This window comes from Sphingomonas sp. CFBP 13733, from assembly GCF_014841795.1.
In the GTDB taxonomy this organism is placed as follows: domain Bacteria; phylum Pseudomonadota; class Alphaproteobacteria; order Sphingomonadales; family Sphingomonadaceae; genus Sphingomonas; species Sphingomonas aerolata.
The window spans coordinates 310,742-329,654 of record NZ_JACYUP010000001.1 but is presented as its reverse complement, the minus strand read 5'-3'; the positions used below and the strand labels follow the sequence as shown (position 1 = coordinate 329,654).

12 protein-coding genes are annotated in these 18,913 nt (G+C 69.6%); 10 read left to right on the top strand and 2 right to left on the bottom strand.

Annotated elements, in window-relative coordinates; translation table 11 throughout:
- Positions 1-109: 109 nt before the first annotated feature.
- Both IFT71_RS01230 and IFT71_RS01225 read right to left on the bottom strand, forming a co-directional pair.
- Positions 110-2,239 carry a GMC family oxidoreductase N-terminal domain-containing protein gene (locus IFT71_RS01230; RefSeq protein ID WP_192138868.1) on the bottom strand — a complete coding sequence of 710 codons (2,130 nt, stop codon included), beginning with the start codon at positions 2,237-2,239 and terminating at the stop codon, positions 110-112.
- A 17-nt stretch (positions 2,240-2,256) separates the two neighbouring features.
- The gene (locus IFT71_RS01225; protein WP_192138867.1) at positions 2,257-2,958 is read right to left on the bottom strand and encodes a hypothetical protein; all 702 of its coding nucleotides are present in this window, start codon (positions 2,956-2,958) and stop codon (positions 2,257-2,259) included.
- A gap of 168 nt (positions 2,959-3,126) precedes the next feature.
- Between IFT71_RS01225 and IFT71_RS01220 the strand changes: the two genes are divergently transcribed.
- From IFT71_RS01220 to IFT71_RS01175, 10 genes are all read left to right on the top strand, one after another.
- Positions 3,127-4,758, top strand: a complete 1,632-nt coding sequence (locus IFT71_RS01220; protein WP_192138866.1) for an ABC1 kinase family protein — start codon at positions 3,127-3,129, stop codon at positions 4,756-4,758.
- Positions 4,736-6,283 (top strand): AarF/UbiB family protein, encoded by a 1,548-nt coding sequence (locus IFT71_RS01215; protein ID WP_192138865.1) that lies wholly within the window; start codon positions 4,736-4,738, stop codon positions 6,281-6,283. The genes IFT71_RS01220 and IFT71_RS01215 overlap by 23 nt, the downstream gene beginning before the upstream one ends.
- Positions 6,280-7,353 carry a hypothetical protein gene (locus IFT71_RS01210; protein WP_192138864.1) on the top strand — a complete coding sequence of 358 codons (1,074 nt, stop codon included), beginning with the start codon at positions 6,280-6,282 and terminating at the stop codon, positions 7,351-7,353. The genes IFT71_RS01215 and IFT71_RS01210 overlap by 4 nt, the downstream gene beginning before the upstream one ends.
- A 34-nt stretch (positions 7,354-7,387) precedes the next feature.
- Positions 7,388-7,582, top strand: a complete 195-nt coding sequence (locus IFT71_RS01205) for a hypothetical protein (protein ID WP_192138863.1) — start codon at positions 7,388-7,390, stop codon at positions 7,580-7,582.
- Positions 7,583-7,676: 94 nt separating this feature from the next.
- Positions 7,677-8,006, top strand: coding sequence for a hypothetical protein (locus tag IFT71_RS01200; RefSeq protein ID WP_192138862.1), 330 nt, complete (start codon positions 7,677-7,679; stop codon positions 8,004-8,006).
- 40 nt (positions 8,007-8,046) lie between these two features.
- Positions 8,047-8,412 carry a CsbD family protein gene (locus tag IFT71_RS01195; RefSeq protein WP_031395490.1) on the top strand — a complete coding sequence of 122 codons (366 nt, stop codon included), beginning with the start codon at positions 8,047-8,049 and terminating at the stop codon, positions 8,410-8,412.
- A gap of 4 nt (positions 8,413-8,416) precedes the next feature.
- Positions 8,417-9,949, top strand: coding sequence for a PAS domain S-box protein (locus tag IFT71_RS01190; protein ID WP_192138861.1), 1,533 nt, complete (start codon positions 8,417-8,419; stop codon positions 9,947-9,949).
- Complete coding sequence (locus tag IFT71_RS01185; protein WP_056408432.1) at positions 9,946-10,158, top strand: CsbD family protein; 213 nt, start codon at positions 9,946-9,948, stop codon at positions 10,156-10,158. The genes IFT71_RS01190 and IFT71_RS01185 overlap by 4 nt, the downstream gene beginning before the upstream one ends.
- Before the next feature lie 35 nt (positions 10,159-10,193).
- On the top strand, positions 10,194-11,072 hold the full coding sequence (locus IFT71_RS01180) for a hypothetical protein (RefSeq protein ID WP_192138860.1): 879 nt from the start codon (positions 10,194-10,196) through the stop codon (positions 11,070-11,072).
- A gap of 242 nt (positions 11,073-11,314) precedes the next feature.
- Entirely contained in the window at positions 11,315-18,799 is a 7,485-nt protein-coding gene (locus IFT71_RS01175) for a BapA/Bap/LapF family large adhesin (RefSeq protein ID WP_192138859.1), read from the top strand.
- Positions 18,800-18,913: the final 114 nt, after the last annotated feature.

Sequence of the window (18,913 nt, the reverse complement as noted above, 5' to 3'; positions counted from 1 at the left end):
GACCTCCCTCAGAGAATATCCCACAATACCCGGTTTATAGTCTGCGACATGGCGATGATGATCCGTAATGGAGCGCGGGATTATCAAGCTACTCCATTATGAATGATCGTCAGGCGACGATGGACTTCGCGGCATAATGGGCGAGCGCCATGACCGTCATCTGCAGATTTACGGTGATCGGCGACGGAATGATGCTGGCGTCGGCGATCCACAACTTGTCGATCCCATGGACGCGCATGTCGAGATCGACCACGCCCTGCGCCGGATCGGGATGGAGCACATTGCCACCCTGCAGATGCGCGGTCGTGATCTTGAGATATTGGAGTGGGCCGACCGCGCCGAAATAGGCGTCGAGCTCGGCGGGCGAATTGGCCCAGGTCGCATCGAACCGCGTCGAACAGACGCGGCGTGCGCCGGCGGCGAACATCGCCTGCCCCGCCGCCTTCATCCCCAGCGTCAGGCGATACCAGTCGTCATCGTCGAGCGCATAGGAGATGGTGTAGCCGCTCGACGAGAGATCGGCGTTGATGCTGCCATAGGCGTTCGCGCCGATCACCGGCACCGCCACTGCGACGTCGTTGTAGCGATCGAGCAGGCCCATGAAATCGGGACCCCATTGCGGGGCCTCCATCCCGAGCGATGACGGCGGTCCGAAGGCGGTCTCGATCACCATGCGCTCACGCGGCATTTCGATCGCATAGCCGACCTGGATCCCGCGGGCGCCATATTGGCGCGTCGCGAACTCGCCGAACACCGGGGTTCCCATATTGCCCGAGAAGCGCTTGCCGACGGTCCGCACGCCGGGCAGTGCGCCCGAAAAGCCGCTGCGGCGCAGGATCTTGGTCGAGGCAAAGGCACCCGCGGCGAGAACGATCCGATCGGCCTCGACCTGAAAGGCGGTGCCTGTGTCATCGCGCGCATAGGCGCCGCGGCACCGCTGCGCGCCCGGTTCGCCGTCGAGCATCAGACCCGTCACATGCGCGTCCGGGACCAGCAGCGCACCCGCCGCCACGAGCCTCGGCAAGGTCGTCTCGTTCATCGACTGTTTGGCGCCGAACCGGCATCCGGCATTGCACCGCCCGCACCCGATACAGTCGAGGATATTGCACTTTACCGTAGTCGCGGTCTGGCCGATCGCGGCAAATCCGTCCTTCAGCGTCTGCGCCATCGGCGACATCACCACCGGGTTGACGGGTCGGACGTTGAGCAGGTCGAGCATCGCGTTGTAGCTGGCATCGAGCCGGGCCCAGTCGAGCGTCACGCCGAAACGCTCCCAGCGCTTGACGACCACGTCGTGCCACCAGACGCCCTCGGGCTTCCAGGCGACCGAATTGTTGAGCAGCGTCCCGCCGCCGACCACGCGTCCCTGGACGAAGGTCGTCTTCTCGTCCGCAGACAAAGTGAAGCCGCCGTTCATGTACAGGGACGCGGCGGATTCCATCAGCTTGTCGGGCAGCGCGTCATTGGGAACCAGCGGCCCGGTCTCGAGGATCACGATCCGCGCCGACGGATCGGCCTGCTGGATGAAATAGGCGGCGGTGGCGCCCCCTGCCCCCGACCCGATGACGAGATAGGTCGTCGAACCGACCGGTTTGCGCGCGACCTCCGCCAGCGTTCGCCGGCGCTGCATCAACAGCGTCGAGGCGGGCGTACGCTGCGGGTCGGCGAGATCCGGCCCGCTTGGCGGGGTCCAGCTGCGTTGCTGGAACCGCTGATAGTCCAGGCCATTCCAGGTGCGGTCGAGGTCGAGATAGGCACCGCTCAGCAACGTCTTGACCGCGCCGATGACGATGATGTTCTTGATCAGCTGGTCTTCCTCGGCCGCGGCCTGCTCGCCGAGCCGCACGAACAGCGTGTCGACGACGCGGGCCCGGCCCGCCGCGGACCGAAAGACGACGCGGGCCCGGCCCGCCGCGGACCGAAAGCAGAAGACGATCCGCAAGACTTGGCTCCAGACCGGCAGGAACAGGCCGAGCAGCAGACGCGCAAGCGGCGAATAGGGCAGTTTTCGCGGAACCCAGAGCGGCATGACGAGCACGCTGAGCGCCGCCTGGACGAAGACCGCGCGCGTCATCATTTTCAACAGCCGGTCGAGTTCGCGCACCACCGCGCGACCGTCGGGATCGAGCAGGACATTGCCGGGATTGCGACCGATCAGCGCGACCGCGAACCGCTCGAGAAAGCCGCGGTTCGCACGCCAATACAGCCAGAGCACCGCCGCGATCACACGCTCGAGCACCGCACCCTCCCGCGCGTCTAGAGGCGACGCTTGCGCGTCGAGGGTGGGCCGGCCGGCGGGGGGCGGTCGCCGACGCGATCGGCGTCGTCCCCGGGCCCGCCCAGGCTCTCGTCGGACGCCGTGCCGTCCTCATGATCGCGCGGATCGGTGTCCTCGCGACCCAGATCGCGGTCGGCATCCTCCGCGTCGTCGAGCGCATTGTCATATTCATCCTGGAAACGCCGGCTGGACCGCGAGACGACGCTCGCGGCGCCCGCCAGCGCGTCGGATACGGCATGGGTGAAACCGGCCACCTCGTCCCCCGCCTCCTCGATCCGGTCGGCGTTCGAGCGGCGCGTCGCATAGGACGGCGACACCCGGTCGGGATCGCGCTCGGCATACTCGTCCTCCCGATCGAGGTCATCGCGATACGCCTCGTCACGGCGGCGGCTGGCGCGCGTGGCGCCGCCGAACAGGTCGAGCGCGACATTGCCAAGGATCGTGACCGCGCCCTTGAAGCTTTCGGCGTTCGCCGCGCTCCAGGCGCGCACCAATGCGTTGACGTCGTTCGCGACGCGATCGGCGACGCGATCGATCGTCTCGACATTCTCGGCAAAGTCACGCGGCGACCGCAGGTCGCGCCGGGATCGGACCCGCGCGCGCCTGACCAGCCGCTCATGCTGCACACGATCACGCCGGTCGCTGTCACCCTGATTTGGTTTGTCAGAACGGTTTGCCATGCCCAATCCTTTCGCGATTTGCAGATTAATGTATCTTGTACTTGCGCCCTGGTGATTTTGATTGGTTCTTGACTATCACGGATCTCGGCATAGTTTAACAAAGGCATTTGAGTACTATCTCCATTGCGGACTAGAACTTCGTCTGAAACCTCCGAAATGGAGCAAGACATGCCGGCGGCGGTCATCGACAGCGACGAAATCGGCGAGCGGCGCGGGGTATCGGCGGTCGGAGCCTGGCATCTGGTCGTGGCGATCGGCCGCGCGGCATGGCTGACGGCGCTTGCGATACGGCTGTTCTTCCGGCCCGCGGTACTGCACCTGCTCAAGCGCGACTCGACCGAGGCGGAGGTCGCGCGCGGGTTGCGGCGGCTGCTCGAAGCGGGGGGCGTGACCACCGTGAAGATCGGGCAGTATCTGGCGATACGGCGCGATCTGTTTTCCGCGCTGACGTGCGCGGAACTGTCCCGGCTGCTCGACGCCGTACCGCCGATGCCGGGCGATCGTGCGGCGGCGATCATCGCCGTCGAACTCGGCTCGCCGATCGCGACGTGGTTCGCCGCGTTCGATCCGGTACCGATCGGCGCCGCCTCGATCGCGCAGGTCCACCGCGCGCGGCTGCACGACGGCACCCGGGTCGCGGTCAAGATCCAGCGCGACGGCATCGTCGCGACGATGACCGCGGACTTCCGGCTGATCGCCGCCGCCGCGGCGCTGGCGGATCGGCTGGGGCTGTTTTCCGGCGTCGGCGCGCGGGCGCTGGTCGCCGAAATCGCCGCCTTCACGATGCGCGAGACCGATTTCCGGATCGAGGGCCGGACCGCGGATCGCATCGCCGCGGATCCCGAGCGCGGCGTCCGCATCCCGCGGATCCACTGGACGCTGAGCACGCGGCGCGTGCTGGTGATGGACCTGATCGTCGGCGTGCCGCTGGCACGCGTCATCGCGCGCGGCGGCGAGGCCAAACGCCTGCGGATCACGCCAGCGGTGATCGCCGAACGACTGTGCGAGGCGTTTCTCCGCCAACTGTTCGTCACCGGCTTCTTTCACGGCGACCCGCATCCGGGGAACGTCATGATCCAACGCGGCGGGGAAATCGCGCTGATCGATTTCGGCATCTTTGGCGAGATCTCGGGCGCGGACCGGCTGACGCTGGCGGCCTATGTCGAGAATCTGGCGCTTGGCCGGATCGAGGCGGCGTTCGACTGCTATGCGGCGCTCGTCACCCTCGCGCCGACGACCGATGTCACAGCCTATCGGAGCGCGACGCAGGCGATCCTGCGTGGCTGGCACGAGGCCGCGACCGATCCGGCGACCCCGGTGGAGCGCCAGCTGACGGCCTATTACCAAGGCCTGATGTTCGAGGTGATGCGGCGGCACCGGGTCCGGCTGGCGCCCGAGCATCTCCTGTTCTGGCGCGCGCTCGGCCTGCTCGATTCGACCGCGCATCAGCTGCCGGGGCGGTTCGACCTGCTGGCGGCGGTGCGCCGCTTCTTTGCAGATATCCGCCCGGGCATCGGCGTGCGCGGCGCGTCCGCGGTCGGCGGCCTCGTCGACTATGTCCGCCTGACACGGGGGGAGGCCGCGCGCGCCGTGGCGGCGGTGACGCGACGTCCGGCGATCCCGATCGTCGCGCGGCTGCCGGGTGGCGACGATGCCCGCGCGGTCGCGCTCCCGCTGGCCGCGGTCGCGCTGGCGCTGCATGCCGCCGCCTTGCCCCATGGAACCGCGGCCGGCGTGGTTGCGGGCGCGGCGGCGCTCGTCGCGGTCGGCGGCGTGCGTGCGCTATGGACCGGGGGCTGATCGCGTGGCGGCGACCGCGCAGCAGGCCGCGGTGCGGCTCGCCCGGCTGGGCCACGGCGGGGTGCGTCTCTCGCAGCTGATGGCGCTGCGGATCGATCTGTTCGACCGCGAGACGAACCGGGCGCTCACGCTGCGCCACCCCGTCGAGGTCCGACCGCCGGCCCTGGCCCTCGCGCTTATCGCGACGGAGCTCGACCAGACGCTCGACGCGATCCTGCCGGTCTGGAACGCCAGTTCGACCGGGAGCAATCCGTTATGCTGGACCGCGTTCGGTCGGCGTGCGGACGGGCGCGACGTCCTCCTGCGCGTCGCCCTGCCCGAACGCGCGCCCGACGGCGAGGCGATCGACGCCGCGATCGCCATCGTCACCCAGCTGCTTCGACCCGGTGTCGATCGCGAACACGCGGCGACGTCGCTGGCGCGGGATCTGCACCGCTGGATTGCCGCCGATCTCGACATTCCCGGGCACCGGCGCCGGATGCTCGCGTGGCGACGTCGAGCGTTGACGCGGACCGGAGTCGTCGTCCCGCGGATCTGTACGCCCGACGCCGCGCATGTGATCGGCGTCACGCCGCTGGCCGGGCTGCCCCTCCCCCAGGTCGAACAGCTCGTCGCGCGCAACGACGTGGCGGCGCTGGACCGGCACGACATCGACGCGCCGACCGCGGCGCAACGGCTCATCGAGGCGGGACTGGAACGGCTCTTCATTCATCACGAAGCGCCGGTCGACCCGCGCCCCGCATCGCTGCTCATCCTGCCCGAAAGCCGGATCGGCCTGGGCGATCTCGGCGCCGCCGAGCCATTGTCGCGCGCGCTTCAGCAGGCGCTGCCCCGGTTCGTCCGCGCGCTGCTGTCGGGCGATCCGGCGCGACTGTCCAGCGAGGCAGTGGCGCTGTTCGAGGCGGGGCCGGTGGCGGATGCCGCGGCCTATGCGCGTCACGTCACGACGCTGGAGCGGAGGATGCGGGATCGGCGCGACGGCACGTGGTTCGAGCGCGCGCTGGCCGACGGGCTTGCTGCCGCGGGTAGATGCGGTTTTCGTGTGCCCGCCGATCTTCTGGCGGCGCTGCGCTGGATGACCGCTCTTGCCGCCAGCGCCTGCCGGCTCGACCCGGCGGTCGACCTTGCCGCGATAACCCAGCGTTTCATGATGCGGCGGAGCATCGAGACACTGTTCGAAGCACCCGACAGCCATGCGATCGCGGTCGGGCTGCTCGACGAAATCGAACCGCTCGCGACGCTGCCCCGCCGGCTCGACCAGCTTCTGTCACAGGCGACCGCGCCGCAATACCGCGTGCCGGTCGATCTGCGCGAACCGCCGGCCGACCGCGCGGTACGGCGGGATCAGCGGCGGCTGATCGGCGTCGCGATCTTCTGGGTCGGCTGTGCGGTGCTGCTGCTGGTGCCGCATCCAGCCGCCGATCGCTGGCCGGCATGGGCGTCGACCGCGCTGACGGCCACGCTCTGGAGCCTGGCAGCGCTCAGCGCGACGGGCTTCGTCCAGCTCTGGCGGCGGTCGGTGTGAGCGCGTTCGGCGAGGCCGCGTGCGCCGCCGAACAGGCCGGCAGCACAGCGCTGGCGGCGATGCTGCGCGCGAGTGCCTCGCTGCTGGCCGGTGACAACGAGTCTGCCGCCCTGCCGCGCGACGTCGTCATGCGTCTCCACCGCGATGCGTGGGAGATGCAGGCCCGGCTGTCGCAGGTCGCCGCGGTGCCGGGTATCGATGCGGCATTCGGCGATGTCGTGCTCCTCGCGCGCGACCTTGGCGAACGTCTGGTTGCGCTGATCGCGCTGGTCGACACGCTCGTCGACGAAGCCGAGCGGCTGCACGGCACGCAGGCGGGCCGGGGTCGCTACAAGCGCCAGCAGGTCAAGGCCGCGCTCCTCTATGCCGCGCGGCGCGGCGGGTACGACATTCCCTGGGTCCCGAGCCTGCTCGAACCGGCGGTGTTCTCGCTCGGCGCGGACCTGCTGATCGATTTTACGGTGGCGCACGTCAACCAGAACGCGCTGTGGGACACGGACCGGCTCGCCGGCGCGCGGCTCGGCATCGGCGCGCGGATCGCGAGCCCGCCGCTGCTGCTGCTGCGCCAGCTTCTCGACCGCGCGGCCGCATGGCTCGCCGGACTGGCATGGCGACTCGTGCTCGGCGCGAACCAGCTCTCGCCCGGGCTGCGCGTGATCGTCGACCGTGTCGCGAGCCGGGATGCGGGGGTGCTTGCCGCGGTGGCCGAATTGCGGACGCTGATCACGGACAATCCGGGCTTGGTGCGCAGCCTCGCCTCGGTCTTCGCGATCGGCACGCAGCAGGCGGAGGTGTTCGTCCATCTGTCGGGCGCAGAAGCAAGCCTATGTCCGCGCGCTCGTCATGATCGTCCTGCGCCAGCATGGGCTGGCGGGCCGATCCGTACTGCTAGACCGGATCATCGAACAGGTCGTGACGGTCGGGATCGACGCGACGGTGGAGATCTTCAACCGGCGCGGTGGCTTCCGCCGCGCGTGAGGGCGACCGCCGGACGGGCGCGGCGCCGACTGGGATATCTACCCAGTGTACTGGTCCTTTCCGATCACGCGGCGGTGGCGCTGACGGCCTAAGATCGCGGCGACGACCATTGAGAAAAGCAGGACGATGACGGATCAGGACGACGACCGGCCGCCGCAGACCGGGGGGGGCGGAGAGGCCGCCTATTTTCACGCGCGTGCCGACTGGCATGAGCGGCGCGCCAGCGTGGCGACCGATGCCAGCACGGTGACGCTGCATCGCCGGTTCGCGCGATTGTACCGGGCGCGGGCGGCCGATCCTCTAGTATATGAGTACCCATGATTAGCGCATAAATACCAGGAACTTACGTCCCGTTTCACGCTTTATGCGTCCGATCCGGAAGCAGTTGCGCTACTGGAATGTCGGGAGCCCGATCATGAAAAGCCTGTCTGCGACGATCGCCTCGCTTGCGTTGATGACGGGAGTCGTCGGCTGTGCGGCACCGGCGACGCGGATATCGTCGGGGTTGCAGCGCTACGGGCTCGACGCGCCGCGCGCGGATTGCGTCGGCGAGCGGCTCCAGTCGCGCCTGTCGCTCGGGCAGCTCCAGCGGCTCGGCAAGGCGGCCGCGGCGTATCGGCAGAACGACACGACGCCGGGGGCGCTGACGCCGTCCGACCTGATCCGTGTCGCCTCCGAACTGCGCGATCCGGCGATCGCGCTCGAGGTCGGCAAGGCCGCGGCGGCATGCCGTGTCCTGCCCTGAGCCGAATTGACGTTTCCCCACTTTCGAGAAGGACAAGACGATGAACAAGGACGAATTCCAGGGCGGCGCACGCTATGTCGGCGGCAAGGTCGAAAAGACGATCGGCGATACCGTCAGCAGCCGTGACTGGCAGGTCGACGGCGTCGTCGATCAGGTCGCAGGCGGCGCACAGAATCTCTATGGCCGCGCGAAGTCCGCGGTCGCCGATGCGGTCGATGGCGCCCCGGAGCTCGCCGACAAGCTCGGCAGCGACGCCCGCGAGGCCGCCGACCGTGCCGGCCAGCTGGCGCGCCAGGGCGCGCGGACCGTGCAGGAATCCGCCGAGGACGCACCGTTGCTCTGGGCACTCGGCGCCGCCGCGATCGGCTATGGCCTGGCCTGGCTCGTCCACGGCCAGCGCGACTGATCCGATGACCGCCGCCCCCGCCCTCAAGTCGCTCCGCGACTCCGCCGATCTGCGCCATCTGCGCCAGATCATCGCGGGGCTCGACGAGGGCGTGATCCTGATCGATCCGGACCAGTCGATCCTGTGGGCGAACGCTGCGGCGCTCGCGATGCACGGGGTCGATGCGGTCGAGGATCTGGGGGCGACGGTCGACGCCTATCGCGCGAAGTTCCAGCTGCGCTATCGCAACAACCACCGGTTGGGCGACGATGACTATCCGATCGAGCGCGTCGTGTCGGGCGAGGCGTTTTCGCAGGTGGTGGTCGAGGTGGCGGTCGCGGGCGAGGACAGCCCACGCTGGGTCCATCAGGTCCGCAGCCTCGTCCTGACCGATGACCAGGACGAGCCTGAATGCCTCGTCCTGGTCATTCAGGACGTCTCGGCGCAGTTCGAGGCGGAGGACCGTTTCGAGCAATCGTTCAACGCGAACCCCGCGCCCGCGCTGATCTGCCGGCTGTGCGATCTGAAGTTCGTGAAGGTCAATCAGGGTTTTCTCGACATGACGGGGCATGAACGCGACGGGGTCCTCGCGCGCACGCTCTACGATCTCGACATCCTCGCGCATGCCGACAAGCGCGACGTGGCGAAGCAGCGGCTGTGCGAGGGGCGGACGATCCCGCAGATGGAGGCCGAACTCGACCTGCCCGAAGGCGGCACCAAGCTGGTGATCGTCGCAGGCCAGCCGATCGATCTGGCCGAGCAACCGTGCATGCTGTTCACCTTCGCGGACCTCGAACCGCGGCGCAAGGCGGAGACCGCGCTGCGCCACAGCGAGGACCGGTTCACGCGCACCTTCTCGCTCGCGCCGGTCGCGCTGGCGATCGGCACGCGCGACGGCCACCGGCTGTGCGACGTCAACGAGGCGTTCACCGAGCTGACCGGCTATACGGCGGCGGACATCGTCGACCAGCCGCTTGGGGTCGTCGATCTGTGGGAGACCGGTGCGATCCAGCACGAGATCGAGGGCGAGATCGCCGCCGACCGGCCGATCCGCGACCGCGAGCTTCGCCTGCGGCTCAAATCGGGTCAGGTGATCGACGGGATCGTCTCGAGCGAGCCGATCCAGCTCGGCGGCGAACCGTGCATGCTGTGGGCGATGCGCGACATCAGCACGCGCAAGGCATCCGAGCGCGAGCTGGTCCATGCGATCGAGGCGGTGATGCAGGATACGAGCTGGCTCAGCCGGTCGATCATGGAGAAGCTCGCGCGGATCCGGACGCCGCAGGCCGATCCGGTCGGCGTCGGGCTCGACGAGCTCACTCCGCGCGAGCGCGAGGTGTTGGCGCTGATCTGTCGCGGGCTCGACGACAAGTCGATCGCGCGGACGCTCGACGTCTCGGGCAACACCGTGCGCAATCACGTCGCGCGGATCTATTCGAAGATCGGGGTCAACCGCCGCAACGCCGCCGCCGCCTGGGCGCGCGCGCGCGGCTTCGACGGAGACTCGCTGCCCGCGCGTCATCCGGCCGACGCAGCAAGCAAGGAGGTCGCAGCATGACCGACGACACGACACCCGGCGGCAAGGCTGGCAGCAAGACCGGACGCGCACGCCAGGCCAAGGGCTCCGTCCAGGAGGCGATCGGCAAGATCATCGGCGACCCCGGTGTCGAACGCAGCGGCCGCCGCGAAAGCAAGGCCGGCGCGAAGCAGGCCCAGGCCGAGCCGCATGAAACGGATCATTCCATCGACCGCGACGGCGCCGACTGACGCCGTCGCGGGCACATTATTCAACAGGAGCATCTATGACGATCACCACGACACCCGGCGTTCTGCCGGCCGACGACCTGCGTCTTGCGAAGACGCCCAGCCGCATATCCTGGGGGGCGATCTTTGCGGGCGTCGTCCTCGCGATCGCGGTCCAGCTCGTGCTGGGCATTCTCGGCACGGGCATCGGCCTGACGCTGGTCGACCCGGTCGAGGGGACCACGCCGGGCGCTGCGGGCTTCGGCATCAGTGCCGGGCTGTACTGGGTCGTCACGACGATCATCGCGCTCGGTGCGGGCGGATATGCTGCGGCACGCATCGCCGGCGTGCATGACCGGTTCGACGGGCTCGTCCACGGTCTCGTGGTCTGGGGCGTGACGCTGATCCTGACGCTGTACCTGCTGACCTCGGCGGTCGGCGGGATCATCGGCGGCGCCTTCCGTACCGTCGGCTCGGTCGCGACCGCGGCCGGCACCGGAATCGGGGCTGCCGCGCCCAAGGTTGCCGACGTCGCCGGCGTCGACACGGGCGACGTCCGCGAAGAGGCGGCCGCCTATCTGTCGGACGCACCGTCGGATCCTGCTCAGATGACGTCGGAACAGGCTCAGAAGGAAGTCGCCAAGCAGCTTCCCGCGCTCGCCCGCGGCGGGCCGGACGGCGCGCGTGCCGAGAGCCGCATCGTCGACATCGTCGCCGCGCAGCGCAAGATCGCGCGTCCCGAAGCCCAGGCTCAGGTAACGCGCGCCAAGGCACAGTTCGTCAAGACCAAGGACGAGACGATCGCGACCGCCAAGTCGGCGACCGACACCGCCGCCGGCGCCGCTGCGGGCACGTCGTTCATGGTGGTGATCGCGATGCTGATCGGTGCCGCCTCCGCAGGGGCCGGCGCGACCGCCGCGACGCGTCGCCGCATCTGATCGCGATACGCCGAGCCTATCTCGGGCGCTGCCGGATCCTCCGGCGGCGCCTTTTTTTTGGCCGGCGCGCTGCCGTGCCATGACCTTGGCCGCGGAATTGATTCCGATAGCGGAATGGTTGCGGCCCCCCGACCGCGCCGCGCTTTGTCCCTCTCGAGAAGTCAGCAGTTTCGAAGGTCGTCGACGTGCCCGCTGGGACCGTTGGCGCCGCCGCGCCGCTGACCCGCACAGGAGGATGAAGCATGGACGTACACGTCATCTCGAAAGCAACCGGGGCCGTCACGCGCGTATCGGGAGAGGCCGTGAGCCTCGATGCGCCGAGCGTCGTCCGGCTCGACCTTGCCCGCTCCGAAGTCGCGGGGTTCGAGCGTGAGGGCAATGCGCTCATCGTCCGGCTGACCAATGGCGACCATGTTGAGGTCGCCAATTTCCATCCTGAAGATGCCGGGGTCGCACCGCATGATCTCGTCCTGAACGAACCAGGCGGCACCATGTGGCAGGCGCGCGTCGCGCCGGGCACGCCGCGCTTCGTCCCGCTGGAGGATCCCGAGGATCTGGTCGCGGCGGCGGGCGGCGGCGGTGGGGGTTCGCTCGCGCTGCCCGCTGCCCTGCTGGGCGGGGTGGTCGCGGCAGGCGGCGCGGCGGCGGCACTGGGCGGCGGCGGCGGCTCGGATACCCCCGCGACCCAGCCTGATCCGGCCACCCCACCGGTGACGACCCCGCCCGTCATCACCCCGCCCGACACGACACCCCCCGCCGCTCCGAGCGTCACGATCGCAGGTGACGGCACGGCCGTCACCGGGCTCGGCGAGGCCGGCGCGACGGTGACAGTGCGTGATGCTGCTGGCGCCGTGATCGCAAGCGTCGTCGTGGCAGTGGACGGCAGCTTTACGACGCCGCTGTCACCCGCTCAGTCCAACGGCGGCAGCCTTGCCGTCACGCAGACCGACGCAGCGGGCAATGTCTCCCCCGCCGTGCAGGTCGCTGCGCCCGATACCACCGCACCTGGCGCGCCCGAGGCAGCGATAGACGCTGGTGGTGCGACCGTCACCGGGCGCGGCGAAGCGGGCGCGACCGTCACGGTTCGCGATTCTGCCGGCACCGTAATCGGAACCGTTGTCGTGGCGGCGGACGGCAGCTTCACTGCCTCGCTGTCGCCCGCGCAGGCGAATGGCGGCAGCCTTGCCGTCACGCAGACCGACGCAGCGGGCAATGCCTCCCCCGCCGTGCAAGTCGCTGCGCCCGATACCACCGCACCCGCCGCGCCCGAGGCGGCGATCGATGCTGGTGGCGCGACGATCACCGGTCGGGGCGAGGCGGGCGCGACCGTCACGGTGCGTGATGCTGCGGGCATTGTGATCGCAAGCGTCGTCGTGGCAGCAGACGGCAGCTTCGCTGCGCCACTGTTCCCGGCGCAAGCTAATGGCGGCAGCCTTGCCGTCACGCAGACCGACGTTGCCGGCAATGTCTCCCCCGCCGTGCAGGTCGCTGCGCCCGATACCACCGCACCTGGCGCGCCCGAGGCGGTGATCGACGCCGGTGGTGCGACCGTCACCGGGCGCGGCGAAGCGGGCGCGACCGTCACGGTCCGCGACGCTGCGGGCATTGTGATCGCCAGCGTCGTGGTGGCGGCTGACGGCAGCTTTACTACGCCGCTGTCGCCCGCGCAGGCGAGTGGCGGCAGCCTCGCCGTCACACAGACCGATGCTGCGGGTAATGTCTCCGCTGCGATGCAGATCGCGTCGCCCGACCTCACCGCGCCGGTGACCCCCGCCGTTGCGGTGAACGGCGACGGGACGCTGCTCAGCGGGATCGGAGAGCCGGGCGCGACCGTGACGGTGACCGACGCCAATGGCGTGGTGATCGGCACCGCGACCGCCGGGACGGACGGCGGCTTTGCGGTGCCGCTGTCGCCGGCGCAGACCAATGGCGAGACGCTGGGCGTCAGTCAGGCGGATGCGGCGGGCAATGCCTCGCCCGTGGTCGGGGTCGTTGCCCCCGACCTCACCGCGCCGGCAGCACCGACGATCGCGCTCGACGGCACCGGCACGATCGCGACCGGTACGGGCGAGCCGGGTGCGACCGTCACCATCACCGGCGAGGGCGGCGTTGTGCTCGGAAGCGGAAGCGTCGACGCCGGCGGACGCTATGAAATCACGCTGCGTTCGGCGCAGACCGATGGCGAACGGGTCGAGGCGGTCCAGAGCGACGCCGCGGGCAATGTGTCGGGCAATGCGAGCACGATCGCGCCCGACTTCACCGCGCCCGCGCAGCCGGTCGCCGCGATCAACGGGGACGGTACGCTGGTGACGGGGACGGGCGAACCCGGCGCGCAGATCCTGGTCCGCGACCTTGCCGGCACCACGATCGGCACCGCGCAGGTCGGGGTCGACGGGCAATATAGCGTGCTGCTCGACCCGGCACAGGCGAATGGCCAACGGCTCAACGTGATCCAGACGGACGCCGCAGGCAATGCCGCGTCCCCACTGTCGCTGATCGCCCCCGACGTGACCGCGCCGGCGGCCCCAGCCGCCACAATCGATGCGACAGGGACAATCGTGAGCGGCAGCGGCGAGCCCGGTGCCCGGATCTCGGTCCGCGACGCCACCGATACCGAGATCGGCGCGGCGATCGTCGATGCGCGCGGCAAATACGATGTCGTGCTCGTCCCGCCGCAGATCGACAGCCAGCTGATCTCGGTCGTGCAGGCGGATGCCGCGGGCAATGTCTCGACCGCCACCGCGCTGATCGCACCCGACCAGACTGCGCCGGTCGCGCCGACTGCGACGGTCGCCGCCGATGGTGCAAGCCTGACCGGGACCGGAGAAGCGGGTGCGACGCTGACGGTGCGCAGCCCGGTCGGGGCGGTGATCGGCACGGTCATCGTCGCGGGCAATGGCAGTTATACCGTCCCGCTGACGCCGCCGCAGATCGACGGGGAGACGCTGAGCGTGCGGCAGGTCGATGGCGCGGGCAATGCCTCGCCCGAGGTGACCGCCGTCGCGCCCGACCTGGTCGCTGATCTCGGCCCCGATGCACCGACCGCGACGATCGCCATCGACGGCAGCGCCGTGACGGGGAGCGCGGTGGCGGGCGCGACGGTCACGCTGTTCGATGCCGATGGCGTGGTGATCGCGACGGGTCTCGCCGCGGGCGACGGACAGTATAGCATCGCGCTCGTCCCTGCGCTGCGTGACGGCGAGACGATCCGCGTGACGCAGACCGACGGGGACGGCAATGTCTCGCCCCCCGCGACCGCGATCGCGCCCGACCTGACCGCGCCCGACGCCCCCAGCGCGGTGCTCGACCAGACGGGTACGGCCCTGACCGGGACGGGCGACGCCGGCGCGGCGATCACGGTACGCGATGCCGACGGTACCGTGATCGGCACCGCGACCGCGAATGCCGCCGGGGCCGTTGCGGTGATCCTTGATCCTGCGCAGCGCGATGGCGGGACGCTTGCGGTGACGCAGGCGGATGCCGCCGGAAATGTCTCGGCCCCCGCGCTGATCGCAGTGCCCGACGTCACCGCCCCTGCAGCGCCGACGGCGACCGTCGAGGGCGATGGCAGCCTGCTCGTCGGCACGGGCGAGGCCGGTACGATCGTCACCGTGCGCGATCCATCCGGCACCGCGATCGGTACCGCGACCGTCGCCGCCGATGGCGGTTTCCGTATCGTGCTCGACCCCGTCCAGGCGGATGGCGAGACGCTGAGCGTGACGCTGACCGACGGGGCGGGCAATGTGTCCGCACCCGCCACCGCGATCGCCCCCGACATCACCGCGCCGGGCGTGCCGACCGCGACGATCAGCGGGGACGGTTCGGTCGTCACCGGATCAGGCCAGGTCGGCGCCACCGTGACCGTCACCGCGCCCGGCGGAGCGACGCTTGGGACCGCCATCGTCGCCGCCGACGGCGCCTATGCCGTCGCTCTCGTCCCCCCGCAGCTTGACGGCGAGGCGCTGTCGGTCGTTCAAGCCGACCGTGCGGGGAATGTCTCGGCCCCGGTGGGTCTGCTGGCCCCTGATACCACCGCACCCGACGCCCCCACCGCGACGATCAGCGGCGATGGCAGTCTTGCGACGGGTACCGGCGCCCCGGGTGCGACGATCAGCGTCACCAACGCAGCGGGCATCGTGATCGGTACCGCGATCGTCGCAGAGGACCGGAGCTATGCCGCAACGCTGACCCCGGCGCAGGCCAATGGCGAGAGGCTCGGCGTGACGCAGGCCGACGCGGCGGGCAATGTCTCCGTGTCGACCGGCGTGACCGCCCCGGACATCACCGCGCCGCCTGCGCCCGTCGCGATGCTCGACGCGAGCGGATCGGTCGTCATGGGCACCGGCGAGCCCGGCGCGACGCTGACGGTACGCGATGCCGCCGGCACGGTGCTGGGGTCCGCGATCGTCACCGCGCAAGGCGATTATAGCGTCACGCTCGCGACGCCGCAGATCGACCGCCAGACACTCAGCGTGTCGCAGGCCGATGCCGCGGGCAATCCGTCGCCCGCAACCACACTGACCGCGCCCGACCTGACCGCGCCGGCCGCGCCGCTGGCCACCGTCGCGCCTGATGGACTCACGCTCACCGGTACGGGCGAGGCGGGAGCGACGGTGACCGTCCGCGATCCGCTGGGCCGCGTGCTGGGTCAGGCCGTCGTCCAGGGCGACGGCACCTATACGGTGCCGCTCGATCCGGCGCAGACCAACGGCGAAGTGCTGGGGGTCGACCAGCGGGACGTTGCCGGAAACGGCTCGCCCATCGTGACCGCGACCGCACCGGACCTCGTTGCGGACACCACGCCCGATGCGCCGAGCGCCGCGGTCGACCCGGATGGCGCTGCGGTGGCGGGGACGGCAAATGCGAGTGCCGCGATCATCGTCTATGACGCGGTCGGGACGATCATCGGCACCGGGGTCGCCGGGCCGGACGGAAGCTACCGTGTCGCGCTCGTCCCCGGCCGGATCGACGGCGAGACGGTCCGTGTCACGCAGACCGACGCGGACGGCGACGTCTCGCCGCCCGCCACCGCGGTCGCGCCCGACCTGACCGCCCCCGCCGCCCCCACGGCAATGCTCGATCTGACGGGAAGCGTCGTCACGGGCACGGGCGAGCCGGGCGCGACGATCACGATCCGCGCGGCCGACACGACCAGTCTGGGCACCGCGATCGTCGGCGCGAACGGCGCCTATGCGGTGACGCTGACGCCCGCGCAGACCGATGGCCAGACGCTGGCCGCGACACAGGCTGACGCTGCGGGCAATGTCTCGGCGCCGATTGCGCTGGTTGCGCCCGATTACACCGCCCCCGCCCTGCCCGTCGTAACGATCGCACCGGACGGCAGCACGGCGACCGGGATCGGCGAGCCCGGGGCGACCGTGACGATCCGTCTCGGTGCCGTCATCCTGGGCACTGCGCAGGTGGCCGCCGATGGCAGCTACACCGCGCAGCTGAGCCCTGCGCCGGTCAATGGCGAGACGCTGTCGGCGAGCCAGGCCGATCCCACCGGCAATGTCTCGGCCGTCGCGACCGTCGCGGCGCCCGACATCACCGCCCCGCCGCCGCCGATCATCTCCGCGATCACCAATGACGGCACGACGCTGACCGGGACGGGCGAGGTCGGCGCACGGGTCGAGGTCCGCGGTCCCGATGCCACGCTGATCGGCGTCGCGACCGTCGATGCCGATGGTCGGTACACGGTCACGCTGGCGCCGGCACAGGCGGCGGGCGGGACGTTGAGCGTCACCCAGGCCGATGCCACGGGGAATGTCTCGACCCCGGCCAGCATCGCCGCGCCGTTCGACATCGCCGCGTTCGGCAATGTCGACGCCGCCGGACTCGATCTCCTGCCGACCACGGCCCCGGTCGATCTGGGAAGCGCCCGCTATCTCGCCCTTGTCTCGCTGGGCCTCGTCAACCTCGACGCCGAGGTGCTCGCGGTTCGCAACGTTCGCTTCTCGGTGGCGGAGGGCCACAGCCTGGATGCACGGTTCACCTATGACGCGGCGGCAACGATCGGCGCCGCCAGCGACTATGCGGTGGTCGTGCAGCGGCTGGTGGGGACACAGTGGGTCGCGGTCACCGGCAGCGGGCCGGCCTCGCTGCTCGAGATCGGCCTGCTCAACGGCAATCTCAGCGCGACCGAGACGCTGGGGCCGGGCGTCTACCGGGCGTTCCTGACCTTTCAGGGGACGGCGGGTGTCGGGCTGCTCGGCGATCTGTCGGTTGCCGGGATCGATTCGGACTTCACTGATATTGCCGGTGCAACGCCGATCGCGGCGAGCGGCAACGTTATCACCGACGCGGGCCCGGGTGGCGAGATCGACGTCACGGGCCCCGGAACCCGCGTCGCCAGCGTCACGGTCAACGGCGTGACGACCGACGTCGGACCGGACGGGAGCAGCGTCACCGGCACCTGGGGCAGCCTGAGAATCAACCCCGACGGCAGCTACAGCTACACCCCCGTCGCGAATGCCGGCGCGATCGGGCGGACCGAGACCTTTACCTACACGCTGGTCGACCCGACCGACGGCGAGCGTGAAACCGCGACGCTGACGATCGCGATCGGCAGCCCGGACATCACCGGCGCACCGCTTGCGGTCGCCGACCAGGCATTTGCCGACGTGACGTTCCAGAACGTCGTCACCACGCTGCCGCCCGCACAGGCGTTCGACTTCACGTCGACCGGGGCGATCCTGACGGGGCAAGCCACCGGCACGGGCACTGGCAGTTTCACCGTCGCCCCCGCCGCGGTGTCGGATATCACGATCGTCGCCGCACGAACGGGTGGGCTGCTCTCCGTACTGCCGGCCTATACCGTCAGCGTGCGCAACGCCGAGGGAGTCGTCGTTCGCACCGGCACCATCAATACGGCGTTGAACCTGGGGCTCGGCGGCGTCGCGACCTTCACCTTCGACGACCTGCCCAGCGGCAGCTATTCCTACCAGGTCAGCAGCAACGCGCCGCTTAGCGTCGGGAGTTACAGCACCACGGTCTCGCTCGGCTCGAGCACCTTGTTCCTCAACGACTACACGCTGGCGACGCGCGAGACCGCGACGGGCAATCTGCTCGACAATGACACGACCAATACCAGCTTCGCGGCGATCCGCGTCGATCGCGGCAGCGGATTTGCCGAGATCGGCGAAACCCCGGTCACGCTGACCGGCCGATATGGCACGCTGCAAATCGATGAGACCGGGGGCTATGCCTATCAGCCCAGCGCGACGCTCGGCTTCTCCGCGGTCGATCTCACCGACAGCTTCACCTATCAGCTCGTCCAGCCCAATGGCGTGCTGTCCACCGCGACGCTGACCGTGACGATCGACGTGCCCGGCGACGGACCTGCCGCTGCGGCGGGCTTCGCATCGGTAGCATCGGACGCGAGCGGTTTCGCGGAGCTGACCGCCCTGGTGGAGGCCGGGGACCTCGACGTCATCCCGCTCGACGCGCTGACGGTACAGAGCATCGAATCGGGCGCGTTCGCGGCGGCCGGACCGGTGATCGGGCTCGCCACCTATGATCTGTTCGAGGGTCAGGGCGAGTTGGAGGACGTGCTGTCACAGTATCTTGCAGCAGAACCGCAAGCATCGATCGGAGAAGAGCCCGATACGGTTTCGTTCGATCCGATCGTCGTCACGGAAATCGCCACCGTCGTCGATCCGTTCGACTACCTCGCCACTATCCCGGATCAGGACCAGAACGGAATAGTCACCAGTCATGTTGTATAAGAATTCGAAACTGGTCTTTTCTAGAACCATTTCAGCAACTTAAAGACCGTTTACTCTATACGTTTCGTTAAGCACCCCTGTCCTTTGCTGGTGCCAGCAGAGGACAGGGACGCG

What these genes read in the sequence shown, in the direction of transcription:
- IFT71_RS01225 (WP_192138867.1), bottom strand. Translation starts at nt 2,958, where the DNA reads ATGGCAAACCGTTCTGACAAACCAAATCAGGGTGACAGCGACCGGCGT.
- IFT71_RS01220 (WP_192138866.1), top strand. Translation starts at nt 3,127, where the DNA reads ATGCCGGCGGCGGTCATCGACAGCGACGAAATCGGCGAGCGGCGCGGG.
- IFT71_RS01205 (WP_192138863.1), top strand. Translation starts at nt 7,388, where the DNA reads ATGACGGATCAGGACGACGACCGGCCGCCGCAGACCGGGGGGGGCGGA.
- IFT71_RS01200 (WP_192138862.1), top strand. Translation starts at nt 7,677, where the DNA reads ATGAAAAGCCTGTCTGCGACGATCGCCTCGCTTGCGTTGATGACGGGA.
- IFT71_RS01195 (WP_031395490.1), top strand. Translation starts at nt 8,047, where the DNA reads ATGAACAAGGACGAATTCCAGGGCGGCGCACGCTATGTCGGCGGCAAG.
- IFT71_RS01190 (WP_192138861.1), top strand. Translation starts at nt 8,417, where the DNA reads ATGACCGCCGCCCCCGCCCTCAAGTCGCTCCGCGACTCCGCCGATCTG.
- IFT71_RS01185 (WP_056408432.1), top strand. Translation starts at nt 9,946, where the DNA reads ATGACCGACGACACGACACCCGGCGGCAAGGCTGGCAGCAAGACCGGA.
- IFT71_RS01180 (WP_192138860.1), top strand. Translation starts at nt 10,194, where the DNA reads ATGACGATCACCACGACACCCGGCGTTCTGCCGGCCGACGACCTGCGT.
- IFT71_RS01175 (WP_192138859.1), top strand. Translation starts at nt 11,315, where the DNA reads ATGGACGTACACGTCATCTCGAAAGCAACCGGGGCCGTCACGCGCGTA.